At 62.0% G+C, this 12,086-nt stretch carries 16 protein-coding genes; 9 read left to right on the forward strand and 7 right to left on the reverse strand.

The features are described from left to right. Window positions 1-23: 23 nt before the first annotated feature. The 4 genes from xylF to NKJ80_RS18875 all read left to right on the forward strand — a co-directional run bounded on the left by xylF (window position 24) and on the right by NKJ80_RS18875 (window position 5,138). Window positions 24-1,064 carry a D-xylose ABC transporter substrate-binding protein gene (gene xylF / locus NKJ80_RS18860; protein WP_023683968.1) on the forward strand — a complete coding sequence of 347 codons (1,041 nt, stop codon included), beginning with the start codon at window positions 24-26 and terminating at the stop codon, window positions 1,062-1,064. A 144-nt stretch (window positions 1,065-1,208) separates the two neighbouring features. Beyond that, a complete protein-coding gene (locus tag NKJ80_RS18865) occupies window positions 1,209-2,525 on the forward strand; it encodes a sugar ABC transporter permease (RefSeq protein WP_023683967.1) in 1,317 nt (438 codons plus the stop codon). A gap of 12 nt (window positions 2,526-2,537) precedes the next feature. After that, window positions 2,538-3,335, forward strand: coding sequence for an ATP-binding cassette domain-containing protein (locus NKJ80_RS18870; protein ID WP_023683966.1), 798 nt, complete (start codon window positions 2,538-2,540; stop codon window positions 3,333-3,335). A 156-nt stretch (window positions 3,336-3,491) separates the two neighbouring features. Beyond that, entirely contained in the window at window positions 3,492-5,138 is a 1,647-nt protein-coding gene (locus NKJ80_RS18875; RefSeq protein ID WP_023670103.1) for a CHASE domain-containing protein, read from the forward strand. A 39-nt stretch (window positions 5,139-5,177) separates the two neighbouring features. Here NKJ80_RS18875 and NKJ80_RS18880 read toward each other — a convergent pair whose 3' ends face one another. The 6 genes from NKJ80_RS18880 to NKJ80_RS18905 all read right to left on the reverse strand — a co-directional run bounded on the left by NKJ80_RS18880 (window position 5,178) and on the right by NKJ80_RS18905 (window position 8,659). Beyond that, window positions 5,178-5,420 (reverse strand): YMGG-like glycine zipper-containing protein, encoded by a 243-nt coding sequence (locus NKJ80_RS18880; RefSeq protein WP_023670102.1) that lies wholly within the window; start codon window positions 5,418-5,420, stop codon window positions 5,178-5,180. A gap of 83 nt (window positions 5,421-5,503) precedes the next feature. Then, window positions 5,504-5,830 (reverse strand): hypothetical protein, encoded by a 327-nt coding sequence (locus tag NKJ80_RS18885; RefSeq protein WP_023670101.1) that lies wholly within the window; start codon window positions 5,828-5,830, stop codon window positions 5,504-5,506. 142 nt (window positions 5,831-5,972) lie between these two features. Continuing rightward, window positions 5,973-6,149 carry a hypothetical protein gene (locus NKJ80_RS18890; RefSeq protein WP_023683964.1) on the reverse strand — a complete coding sequence of 59 codons (177 nt, stop codon included), beginning with the start codon at window positions 6,147-6,149 and terminating at the stop codon, window positions 5,973-5,975. 129 nt (window positions 6,150-6,278) lie between these two features. Then, a complete protein-coding gene (locus NKJ80_RS18895; protein ID WP_023670099.1) occupies window positions 6,279-7,313 on the reverse strand; it encodes a sensor histidine kinase in 1,035 nt (344 codons plus the stop codon). Between the two features lie 163 nt (window positions 7,314-7,476). Next, window positions 7,477-7,644: a DUF1328 domain-containing protein gene (locus NKJ80_RS18900; protein ID WP_023670098.1), complete on the reverse strand. Its 168-nt coding sequence runs from the start codon at window positions 7,642-7,644 to the stop codon at window positions 7,477-7,479. 220 nt (window positions 7,645-7,864) lie between these two features. Next, window positions 7,865-8,659 carry a response regulator gene (locus NKJ80_RS18905; RefSeq protein ID WP_023670097.1) on the reverse strand — a complete coding sequence of 265 codons (795 nt, stop codon included), beginning with the start codon at window positions 8,657-8,659 and terminating at the stop codon, window positions 7,865-7,867. Between the two features lie 212 nt (window positions 8,660-8,871). Between NKJ80_RS18905 and NKJ80_RS18910 the strand changes: the two genes are divergently transcribed. Beyond that, on the forward strand, window positions 8,872-9,075 hold the full coding sequence (locus NKJ80_RS18910) for a NepR family anti-sigma factor (RefSeq protein WP_023670096.1): 204 nt from the start codon (window positions 8,872-8,874) through the stop codon (window positions 9,073-9,075). A 3-nt stretch (window positions 9,076-9,078) separates the two neighbouring features. After that, entirely contained in the window at window positions 9,079-9,630 is a 552-nt protein-coding gene (locus NKJ80_RS18915; RefSeq protein ID WP_023670095.1) for a sigma-70 family RNA polymerase sigma factor, read from the forward strand. 56 nt (window positions 9,631-9,686) lie between these two features. On the opposite strand, the gene NKJ80_RS18920 is transcribed toward NKJ80_RS18915, so the two are convergent. Continuing rightward, window positions 9,687-10,004, reverse strand: a complete 318-nt coding sequence (locus NKJ80_RS18920) for a response regulator (protein ID WP_050485906.1) — start codon at window positions 10,002-10,004, stop codon at window positions 9,687-9,689. Window positions 10,005-10,343: 339 nt separating this feature from the next. On the opposite strand from NKJ80_RS18920, the gene NKJ80_RS18925 reads away from it, so the two are divergent. The 3 genes from NKJ80_RS18925 to NKJ80_RS18935 all read left to right on the forward strand — a co-directional run bounded on the left by NKJ80_RS18925 (window position 10,344) and on the right by NKJ80_RS18935 (window position 12,029). Continuing rightward, window positions 10,344-11,105, forward strand: coding sequence for a Crp/Fnr family transcriptional regulator (locus NKJ80_RS18925; protein ID WP_023670093.1), 762 nt, complete (start codon window positions 10,344-10,346; stop codon window positions 11,103-11,105). A 124-nt stretch (window positions 11,106-11,229) separates the two neighbouring features. Next, window positions 11,230-11,556 carry an ElaB/YgaM/YqjD family protein gene (locus tag NKJ80_RS18930; protein ID WP_023670092.1) on the forward strand — a complete coding sequence of 109 codons (327 nt, stop codon included), beginning with the start codon at window positions 11,230-11,232 and terminating at the stop codon, window positions 11,554-11,556. Window positions 11,557-11,567: 11 nt separating this feature from the next. Beyond that, complete coding sequence (locus NKJ80_RS18935; protein WP_023683962.1) at window positions 11,568-12,029, forward strand: hypothetical protein; 462 nt, start codon at window positions 11,568-11,570, stop codon at window positions 12,027-12,029. Window positions 12,030-12,086 lie beyond the last annotated feature (57 nt).

Consider the following 12,086-nt stretch of genomic DNA (forward strand, 5'->3'; position numbering starts at 1 on the left):
TGGGCGGCGCAGGGAGGGTTATAATGAACAGATTTGCAGCCGCCATGCTGGCGGGTGTCGCCATGTCGCTGGCGCTGATGTCGGTCGCGCAGGCGAAGGACAAGGTCATCGGCGTGTCGTGGTCGAACTTCCAGGAAGAGCGCTGGAAGACCGACGAGGCGGCGATGAAAACGGCGATCGAAGCCGCCGGCGACAAGTACATTTCGGCCGACGCGCAGTCCAATCCCGGCAAGCAGCTGACCGACGTCGAAAGCCTGATCTCGCAGGGCGCCAACTCGCTGATCATCTTGGCGCAGGACGCCTCGGCCATCGGCCCGGCGGTGCAGAAGGCGCTGGACGAAGGCATTCCGGTCGTCGGCTATGACCGCCTGATCGAGAACAAGGACGTCTTCTACCTGACCTTCGACAACAAGGAAGTCGGCCGCATGCAGGCCCGCGAAGTGTTCAAGGCGAAGCCCGAAGGCAACTATGTCTTCATCAAGGGCTCGGGCTCGGATCCGAATGCCGATTTCCTGTTCTCGGGCTCGATGGAAGTGCTCAAGGAAGCCATCGACTCGGGCAAGATCAAGAATGTCGGCGAGGCCTATACCGATGGCTGGCTGCCGGCCAACGCCCAGAAGAACATGGAACAGTTCCTGACCGCCAATGACAACAAGGTCGATGCCGTGGTTGCGGCCAATGACGGCACCGCCGGCGGCGTTGTCGCCGCGCTGACGGCGCAGGGCCTTGCCGGAACGGTTCCGGTCTCGGGCCAGGACGGCGACCATGCCGCCCTGAACCGCATCGCGCTCGGCACGCAGACGGTGTCGGTGTGGAAAGACGCGCGCGAACTCGGCAAGAACGCCGCCGAGATCGCCTCGCAGCTTGCCGATGGCAAGAAGACGGGCGACATTGCCGGCGCCAAGGACTTCACCACGCCTGGCGGCAACACCGTCAAGTCGCTGTTCCTGACCCCCGTCGCGATCACCAAGGACAACCTCAACGTCGTCATCGACGCCGGCTGGATCAAGAAGGACGAAGTCTGCACAGGCGTCGCCGCCGGCAGCGTCGCGGCTTGCAACTGATCTCGACGACTTGAAGAAATGAGGCGCCGCGGCGGTCAAGCCGCGGCGTTTTCTCTACGAGAATTGTGTGTTTCCGCCATCGGCGGCAAACTTCTAGGCTGTGGTCCGGCATCCGCGCCAGACGGCAAGCCGCTGGAGGACATCATGACCGACACGACCTCAAATCCGCAGGCCGATACGGCACGAGCGTCTGAACTCGGCGCGGTCGCCCGGTTCCTGAAAGCGACCGAGCTCGACACGCGCATGCTCGGCATGGTCGGCGCGCTGCTGGTCATCTGGGTCGGCATACATATCCTGTCGGGTGGGCTTTTCCTGACGCCGCGCAATCTTTGGAACCTGTCGGTGCAGACGTCCTCGGTCGCGATCATGGCGACCGGCATGGTACTGGTCATCGTCATGCGCAACATCGACCTTTCGGTGGGCTCCGTCGAAGGCGTGATCGGCATGATCATGGGCGTGGCACAGGCCGAATTCCTGATTCGCGTCATCGGCTTCCAGCTTGGAAACCCCTGGCTCTGGGTCGTCGCGCTTGCCGCCGGCGTGGTGCTTGGTCTGCTGATCGGCGCGTTCCAGGGCTTCATCATCGCCTATATGCAGGTTCCGGCCTTCATCGTGACGCTTGGTGGCCTGCTGGTCTGGCGTGGCATGGCATGGCTCATCACCAGCGGGCGCACGGTCGCGCCACTCGACGCCACCTTCCAGCTGATGGGCGGCGGACCACGCGGCTCGATTGGCGCCGCTGCCAGCTGGATCGTCGGCATCGTCGCCTGCGCGGCGGTCGCCTTCGCGCTGCTCAACGGTCGCTCACAGCGCAAGCGCTTCAGCTTTCCACTGCGCCCCGTCTGGGCCGAGACCTTGCTTGGCGTGGTCACTTGCGCGGCCATCCTCGGCGCCGTGTGGATCGCCAATTCCTATCCATGGCCGATCGGCATCGTGCGCCAGTACGCACAGCAGAACGGCATCACCGTTCCCGAAGGCGGGCTGTTCATCGCGCATGGCATCGCCATACCGGTGCTAATGGCGGTGATTGTCGGCATCATCATGACGTTCATCACCAAGCGCACGCGTTTCGGCCGCTATGTCTTCGCCATCGGGGGCAATCCGGAGGCAGCGGAACTCGCCGGCATCAACACGCGCTGGGTGACCATGAAGGTGTTCATGATCATGGGTGTGCTGGCTGCAATCAGCGCGGCGATCTCGTCGGCCCGTCTCAATGCGTCAACCAATGCGCTGGGCACACTGGACGAGCTTTTGGTGATCGCGGCCGCTGTCATCGGCGGCACGTCGCTCGCGGGCGGCGCCGGAACGGTGATGGGCGCCATGCTCGGCGCGCTACTGATGCAGTCGCTGCAATCCGGCATGGTGCTGCTCGGCATCGACTCGCCGCTGCAGAGCATTGTCGTTGGCGCTGTCCTGGTCATCGCCGTCTGGCTCGACACCGTCTACCGCAAGCGCGTCTAGGGAGGAACGATTATGGAAAAAACTGCTCCCACCGGTACGCCACTGATCGACATGCGCAACATCTCGATCGCGTTCGGTGGCATTCGCGCCGTCGACGATGCGTCCATCGATCTTTTCCCGGGCGAAGTGGTGGCGCTGCTTGGCCACAACGGCGCCGGTAAGTCGACGCTGATCAAGATCCTGTCGGGCGCCTACAAGCGCGATGCCGGCCAGATCTTGGTCAACGGCCAGGAGGCCTCGATCTCCAATCCGCGCGACGCCAAGAAATACGGCATCGAAACGATCTACCAGACGCTTGCGCTGGCCGACAATGTCGACGCTGCCGCCAACCTCTTCCTCGGCCGCGAACTGATGACCGCGTGGGGGACACTCGACGATGTCGCCATGGAGGCCGAGGCGCGCAAGGTGATGGGCCGGCTCAATCCGCGCTTCCAGCGCTTCAAGGAGCCCGTGATCAAGCTATCGGGCGGCCAGCGCCAGTCGGTGGCGATCGCACGCGCCATCCTGTTCAACGCCCGCATCCTGATCATGGACGAACCGACGGCCGCGCTTGGGCCGCAGGAGACGGCGCAGGTCGGCGAACTGGTAAAGCAGCTCAAGGCCGACGGCATCGGCATTTTCCTGATCAGCCACGACATTCACGACGTGTTCGAGCTTGCCGACCGGGTCTGCGTAATGAAGAACGGCCAGGTCGTCGGCACCGCGCTCACCACCGATGTGACGCAGGACGAAGTGCTCGGCATGATCATCCTGGGAAAGTGCCCGCCCGGCGCCATTCCCGGTCCGGGTGCGCTGAAGATCGCGGCCTGAGACCACGCTATCGTCAGCTGTCATGTTCACTGATGCTCGAGATCGATAAGCCGGCTAAATATGCATGATATGCCAGCTGTCATTATGGCTTGGCCGCGCCATTGTCTTGCCGCGGCGACTTGCCCATAAAGGTCCCGAACCGTCCATGGGCCTGCGTTGAAGAAGTTTTTCCCGATCCTTGCCTTCATTGCCGTTGCACTGATCAGCCTGACGATGGCGGGCTTCGCCTATTTCGCGACCCAGGAAGCGGCGCGCATCAAGTTCGAGGCGACGGCCGACGACGCGCTCAACCGCATCGAAAGCCGTATCGATCTGCATCTGTCACTGCTGCGCTCGACGCAGGCGCTGTTCGACGCCCGCAATGGCGAGATTTCAGGTAGCGAATTCAAGGCCTTCTTCAGCGCCCTCGATGTCGATAACAATTTCGCCGGCCTGCGCGGCATCGGCTATCTCAGGCTGGCCAAGACCGGTGACGAAGCGGCGGTCGAGCGCGACATGTTGCGCGACCGCGGCGCCGCCCACACGGTCTATCCGGACACGACACAGCCATGGCGCACGCCCGTCGTGCTGTTCGAGCCGCTCGACCCTGCCAACGAATCCACCATCGGCTACGACATGTTCACCGAGCCGGTGCGGCGCGAGGCGATCGAAAAAGCGATGGCCGATGACGCACAGCACGCAAGCGGTCTGGTCCAGCTCGGCCAGGACACTGGCGCGGCGCAGACCTTTACCGGTTTCCTGGTCTTCGTCAGGCTCAATGTCGAAACCGCGCCGGATGGTATCAATGCGTCCAGATCATCGACATCAGGCCTTCTCTACGCGGCCTTCCGCGCCCGCGACCTGTTCCAGACCGCGCTCAGCCGCACGCCTTTGCTGCCGGTCAACACCGCGGTCTATGACGGCACGGCCGACGCCGACAATCTTCTGTTCCAGTCGGAAACGCCGCCGGTTGCGAGCTTTGGCGACAGGCTGTTGGTGACGCGCAAGATCATCGTCGCCGGTCGGCCGTGGACGGTGCTGTTTCGGCCGACAAGTGCATTTTCGCAACCGTCCTCGCGCGCCATTCCGGTCATGCTCGGGCTGTTCGGCCTGCTTCTGGCCGGGGCCATCGCGTTGGTGGCGCGCTACCAGGAGCGCGCCTACGACGCCAAGTCGCTGCTGCATGAAACGACGGAAAAAAGCCTGCTCGAAAAGGATTTGATGCTGCAGGAGATGAAGCATCGGATCAAGAATTCGATCACGCGGGTGCTGGCGATTGCGCGCCAGACGGCAGCGCAAGCAACCGACGTGAAGGAGTTCTCAACTTCCTTCTCAGCCCGCCTGCAGGCAATGGCGGCTTCCCAGGATATGCTGACGCGTTCGCGCTGGCAGAAGGCCGATCTTGGCGACCTGCTGCGCATCGAGCTCGGCCAGGTGTTCGGCAAGGAGCTTCCGGAAGGGATATTGTCAGGGCCTCAGGTGCTGCTCGACGAGAGGACGACGCAGGCGCTTGGCCTGACCTTTCACGAACTGGCGACGAATGCGCTGAAATATGGCGAGGCCGGCAATTCCGTGGGTGCGCTCAAGGTCGACTGGTCGTTCGAGGGGCGCGGGTCCGAGCGGATGCTGGTTCTGAACTGGCGCGAGGCCGGGCAGAAGGAACTCGAAGCGCCGGCGAAGACCGGCTTCGGCACCAAGCTGATCGACCTCAATGTCACGCGCGAATTGCGCGGCACGATTGCCCGAGATTTTCGCATCGATGGGCTTACGGTGGAAATCAGGATCCCGCAGCCTGATGCAGTCAAACAAACGGAGACCGGCTGACCGGTCTCCGTCGCGATTGTCTGACGCTTTTGAAGCGGATCAGCAGCGAGCGGTGTAGAGCCGGCCGCGATTGTCGCGATACTGGCAATAGCCGTTGCGCAGGTTGCGCACCAGCAGGCCGGAACCGGCGCCAACGGCTGCGCCGATCAGCGCACCCTTGCCGCCGCCGATCAGTCCGCCGGCCAAAGCACCGACACCGGCGCCGACACCGACATCCTGCTCGGTCGTGCTGCAGCCGCTGACGGCGACCACCGCAACCATGGCAATAATCAATTTCCGCATAGAATCTCTCCTCACTTTTGTCCTCACTTTAGTAAGCTCCAGCCGCTATTTAGCACGAAACAGCAGCCTTTGCCCGCTCGATCTTATTGTTGGCTAAGAGAGTCTTTTTCGCGGCGCGTGGCGTTCGACGCGACCACGACACTGGAAATCTGCAAAGACGCGTCGAGGGTGCCGTCCGGGCGCACGTTCCAGACGATCTGGTCGTAATCATCTTCCAGCGCGGGGTCGACCGTAAGACATTTGGCAACGACGTGCTCGGCCTGACCCTGCACGTCGCCGGCAGCGAATGGACGTTCTGCCGTGCATGCTTCGGCGGTTTCGAAAACACTGACCGGCACCGGCAGTTCACGGCATTCGGTCATGTTGTTCGAACAGCCAATTACCAAAAGCAAAGCGGCGATGTGTTCCACGGCGACACGTCCTCTCGCCATAAGAACGGTCCACAGCCGTCAAAGTTCCTGTGCCGAAAGGGGCGTTAATAATTGGTCGGCTACGAGCTGGACAGTTTCTGAGCCAGGCTGCTTGGGAGCAGCGTGAACCTGAGCATCTGGCTCAGACCAATTGCGACGCCACGATCAGCACAACAGCGGCGACGAGCGCGACAGCGGCGACGCGAAGCAAGGGATGCCAGGCGTGCTGCAAAGGCGAGGCTGAAGCGTCAGGATCCTGAAAGCCGCTCATCGACACCCGGGCGGCCTGCTCCAGCCTGTTCATATCGGCAACCGTCATGATCATTCCTCCCATACTCGCGTTGCAGGCTGCGGCCGAAACATCGGTTGAATCGGTCAAGATCCAGCAATCTCTGGGAACCACAGCATCGGATTTTATGGTGAACAGCCGGTTAAGGAATCCCGCCGCTCATTCGGTTTCGAAATTGCCGTGCGGAACGACGAGGCGATATTCGAGGCGGTCACTGGTGATCTCCAGCGTCGCCGTGCCGTTCAGCGATGCCGGCACGACACGTTCGAGGGCAACGCTGCCGAAGCGTTTCTCGGTGCGCCTGTTATCATTGGCGACAATGGCCTCGACCCAGGTCAGCGACAAAGCCGGCTTGTCTGCGGCCTCTGCGACGTTCGACAGATCGGCGGTTACCTCGACAAAGCCGTCCGGCCGCGCCAGGGCGCCGTAGCTGAATGAATTGACGGCGAGTTCGTGCATGGCCAGGCCGATATGAATGGCCGCGTTGGGATTGAGGTAGGGGTTGACGCCATTGAAGCGCAGGCTCTGCGCGGGATCGGCGCCGTAGCGAACGACCTGGCCGCGGATAAGCTCGCGAAGTGCTGCACCCCGCCAGTTCGACGACGTCACCAGGTCCTGCGAGGAAGCCAGTGACTGCAGGCGGCCGCGAAAGCGCTTCAGGAAATCGTCCGGTGTCTCGGAATAGCGGCCGGTCTGGGTGGCAATACTCTGGATGATAGCCAACAGGTTCTTGGAGCGGTGGCTGACTTCGCGCAACAGCGTCTTCAGCGTCTGTTCGCGGCGTTTCTGCTCGGTGGTTTCCACCATCGTGGTGACGACGCCCTGCACGTCGCCGCGATGGCCCCGATCGGCATCGACCCATACCTGGAACCAGCGCATGCCATCACCGGTGGGAACACTCAGTTCAAGGCGTTCCGGATTGCCGGAAGCGATCACATTGCTTTTGGCGGCGGCGATTTGCTCAGCTTGCGCCGGTGGCAACGCGCCGTTGCTGTCGGCTGTGTCGGAAACCCACGGCGCACGCATGTTGCGGGCCCATACAGTCTTCAATTCACGATCCTGATAGAGGACGGAAATGCCGGCATTGTGCAGAGCGTGAAGCAAGGCCCGGCCAAGCTGCATTCCGCTTTCAGCCGGGTGCAGTGCGATCACCTCGTCGCCCTGTCCGCTCTCGCCTCCGCCAATGGAACGCATCAATCACCTGTCCACCTGATCAGGACCGAACGATTCACTTGGACTCAGTTCCTGAGTAGGTCCCCAGAAAAGGTCCGCCGGACGATGTCCCGTTGGAGGACATCGCCCGGCGGTGGCTGGAAACCGTTTGAGGGGTGCGGCTTCCAGTGTTCTTCGCCCGCTCCTACGATGCCCGTCTGAACAGGCCGGCCAGAAGCGAGATGACGAGGAAGGCGAGAAAGATGAAGAACAATATTTGCGCGATACCGGCCGAGGTACCGGCGATGCCGCCGAAACCAAGCGCGCCGGCGATGATCGCCACGACGAGAAATACGAGCGCCCAGTAGAGCATGATCTGTCTCCTTCCGATACTGGATCAAGAACGTGAGTGATTGCTGTTTGTTCCACCATTTGCCGAAAAAGAAGGTCTTTGGAAGGGGCCCGGACGCGAATTGATTCGCGCGCGTGAGCGCCATACGGCGCGACGGGCAGCCGCCGATCGCCGGGTTAGGCGATCGCCAGTGCCGCCAACTCTGCGAGGCGGCGAAAAGTTGGAGATTGAAGGCCCTACTTCACGCGGCGGCCTTGGCCTGCCGGTCGAAGAACAGCGCTTGGCTGATCAGCGCCTTGACCATGTCGGGATTGAACGGCTTGGTGACGAGGAAGGCCGGTTCAGGCCGCTCGCCGGTCAGCAGACGTTCGGGGAAGGCGGTGATGAAGATTACCGGCACCGAAGTCGACGACAGGATTTCGTTGACCGCATCGATACCCGAGCTGCCATCGGCAAGCTGGATGTCGGCCAGCACCATCTTCGGCCTTGTCTTGCCGAACATCGCCACCGCCTCGGTATGGGTGCGCGCGGTTCCGACCACGTGGTGGCCGAGGCTCTCGACCATTTCCTCGATGTCCATGGCGATCAGCGGCTCGTCCTCGATGATCAGCACATCGGTCGCCACCTGGCGAGAGATCTCGTTGCTCGCCTGGGCAAGCAGTTCGGAGAATTCCTTGGCGTCGACATCGAGAATTTCAGCTGCCTCGTCTTCACCGAAGCCTTCGACCGCGACCAGCAGGAAAGCCTGGCGTGGCCGTGGCGCAATGGCGTTCAGATTGGCGGCGGCGCGCTGCTCCCATGCCGATTGCGCCTGCTCCTGCGGAACGCGGATGGCAATGGAGGTGAACAGTTTGGCGAATACCTTGTAGAGCGCGATGCGGTCGCTTGACGCTTGCGGGAAGATGTCGACGTCGGCGATGATGGCTTCGAGCATCGCGGCGACCAGCGCATCGCCACTCTCCTGCGATCCGGATACGGCGCGTGAAAAGCGGCGCAGGAACGGCAGGTGCGGAGCGATGGTTGCGGAAAGGCTCATGGTAGACGTCTCCCTCAGATGACGTGATTGCATAGATTGCAGGTCAAGCTGATTGCAAGCCCCAACACCCAAACGCGGGTTTTGCGAAAAAGTTCCGAGACTTGTGGAACGAAACCGTACGGGCGACGTTTGTGGTGCGATGGGCAACCAGACGAGGGGGCCGCTTTGCGTTGTGTAATGGGGCGGCTCGGGGCGCTGGGTTTAAGGGCGAAATGAAGGACATGAATAAAGAAACGCTGGCTGGCGCCGCTGACAGGCGCCGGGCCAATTCCGGCGACCCGCTCGGGGCGAATTCGGAAATCGGCCGCAAACTCAAACAGTATTATGACGAACTGGTCTCGGACAATGTGCCGGATCGCTTTGCCCAGTTGCTCAGCCAACTGGAAAAGGCCGAACCCGCACAGAAGAAGGACTGAGGCATGGCAGCTGTCTCACAAGGGTTCAAGACCGACCTGCTCGGCTCGATCCCGAGCCTGCGGGCCTTTGCCGTGTCGCTGACGCAGAATGCCGACAAGGCCGACGATCTGGTGCAGGAGACGCTGGTCAAGGCCTGGGACAAGCATGAGAGCTTTCAGCCCGGCACCAATCTCAAGGCATGGCTGTTCACCATCCTGCGCAACGAGTTCTATTCCCAGATGCGCAAGCGCGGCCGCGAGGTGCAGGACAGCGACGGCATCATGACGGCCAGGCTTGCCGTTCATCCGGCTCAGCACGGCCAGCTTGACCTCAAGGATTTTCGCGGCGCGCTCGAGCAACTCCCCGAGGACCAGCGCGAAGCCATCATCCTCATCGGCGCTTCAGGCTTTTCCTATGAAGAGGCCGCCGAAATCTGCGGCTGTGCGGTCGGAACGATCAAGAGCCGGGTCAGCCGGGCCCGCACGCGGTTGCAGGAGATCCTCAAAATCTCCGGCGAAGACGAATACGGGCCGGACGCGATCTCGTCCCAGGTGACGGGTTCAAACGCTGCCTGACGGCGGAGGGCCCGTTTGCGGGCCTGGGCTCTCTACACATACGCATCGAAGATATCTCAGACTGGCGCGCGGCCGCAGGCCGCCGCCAGAGCCTCGACGAGATCGGTCCCCGAATAGGGCTTGGTGACCAGGCGGATGCCGGGAAAAGACCCTTTGATCTCATCGGGGTCCGAATAGCCGGAGGCAAAGACAAACGGCAGGCCCGATTGGCGCAACCGCGCGGCAAAATCGAGTGTGGACGTTCCGCCCAGCATGAGGTCCACGATAGCGGCGTCGAACTCGCCAACGACCTTCTGCTCATCGATCTCGGCCAGAGCGCGGGCAATCACTACGTCGTTCGCGCCATGGTCGCGGCAAAGCTGCTCGACATCCATGGCGATCAGGAATTCATCCTCCAAGACAAGAATTCGCAATCCCTCAAGCAATGGCGGCACTTGGCAATCTCTCCTCAATTCTTGCAGCATCGGGTACAGTGACTCCAGTCAACCGCATCGCGGACCTTGGGGGATCGGTCAGGCCTTAATCCGAAAAGTTCGCCCACCGGCTCTACTCCACAAGCGGGCTTCGAATTCGCCTCAGTGGAGTGTAGCGAGTCATGATCGCTATTTGCCATCCTGTCATTTAAAAAAGACATGCCATCGGCAGCGGAACCGCGGCCTTGCAAAAGCGTAGCACTCAGTCTCTGGCAAGAGACGTTCGAAAGAGGGATCGAAATGTCTGGCCAGAATGGTCGTTCGTTTTCCAGCCGTCAGTACCCATGCGAGATCTGCCCGCTTCGGCCATTGCCGGTGTTCCGGGAATTCGAGAAGCAGGAGCTTGCCTATGTCAGCATGTTCAAGAAGGGCGAACTGGCCGTCGACAAGGGCGCCACAGTGCTGGTCGAAGGCAGCCAAAGTGCTCATCTCTACACCGTGCTTTCGGGCTGGGCCTTCCGCTACAAACTATTGTCGGACGGCAGGCGCCAGATCCTGAACTACTCCATGCCCGGCGATCTTATCGGGCTGCAGGGCAGCCTGATGGGCGAAATGCAGCACTCGGTCGAGGCGCTGTCGCCCATGCTGTTGTGCGTCTTCGAGCGTGAAAACCTGCACGAGCTCTACCGCAACCATCCGGGCCTTGCCTACGACATTACCTGGCTGGCGTCGCGCGAGGAGCGCATGCTGGACGAGAACCTGCTCAGCGTCGGCCGGCGTACGGCGGTCGAGCGCACCGCCTATCTCATTGCCTTCATCGCCAGCCGCGCGGCGGCAGTCGGGCTCAACGGCAAGGCGCCGGTGCAAATCCCGATTACCCAGCAGCATGTCGCCGATACGCTCGGCCTGTCGCTGGTCCACACCAACAAGACGATCCGCAAGCTCATCGATCGCAAGCTGATCGCCTGGCGCGACGGCGGTTGCGAAGTGATCGACGGGGAGGGGCTGAAGGATCTCGCGCGCTGGGAGGGCCTAAGCGAAGGCCGTCGGCCGCTGATCTGACAGGCAGGCCTCCATCTGGGGCTGGACTCGCACTTGCAAACACCCTTTCATGGATACGGTCTCCGATTTCGGAACCATGACGTGTGTCGGGCGTTTGAAGCCAAGCAAACGCAAGGAGTTTAGAATGGCAACTGCCGCAGGAAAAACCGCCAACGAAAGTCAGACGAACGCCGACCTGGAAGCCGACATTCGGCAGTTGAAGGCGGATATCGAAAAGTTGACCAAGCAATTGGCCAAGACCGGCGAACATGGTTACGGCACGGCGCGGCGCGCTGCTGCCGAAGGCGTCGACCAGTTGCGCGCCCAGGGTGAAGCCGTCTTCGACAGCCTGCGTGGCAACGCCAAGGATCTTGAGGCCCAGATCACGGCCAATGTGCGCGAGAAGCCGGTCACTTCACTGGCGATCGCGGCCGGCGTCGGCTTCCTGTTTGCGCTTCTTGCCCGGCGCTAGTTTCGACAGAGATGGGCATGCTGGCACCGCTTATCTCGGCCTTGGCCTCGGGTGAAGCCATTGCCGCCATGCGCCGCGCGCGCACGGCGGCAATCGTCTACGGGCTCGCCGCCGTGGCTGCCCTGTGCGGCCTCGGGTTTCTCCTGGGGGCGGCCTACATCTGGGCGGCTGACCGTTATGGCTCGATGGCCGCCTGTCTTGGCTTCGCCGCTGGTTTCCTGGTACTGGCCGGGCTTATCGTGCTCATTCATCAACTTGCGGCTGGAACGCGTGCACGCCGACGTGCGCGAAGGCGCAATGCCGACCTGAAGGCGCTCGGTATCACCGCGGCGCTTGCCGTGCTGCCGGCCTTGCTCAAGGGGAAAGGCGGGAAGGGCGTCATTCTCGGCCCGATGATCGCGCTCGCGGCCTATGCCATCTACCGCGAGAACGTCAAACCGGATCCGGGCGATCCAGACAGCGAAGCCGACTAAAGCGCGTCGCGCTGATACGCTGTTCCCGGGAAAACCGCTTCGCACTTCTGAAATTGC

Source organism: Mesorhizobium sp. M0030 (genome assembly GCF_040323695.1).
Classification (GTDB): Bacteria; Pseudomonadota; Alphaproteobacteria; order Rhizobiales; family Rhizobiaceae; genus Mesorhizobium.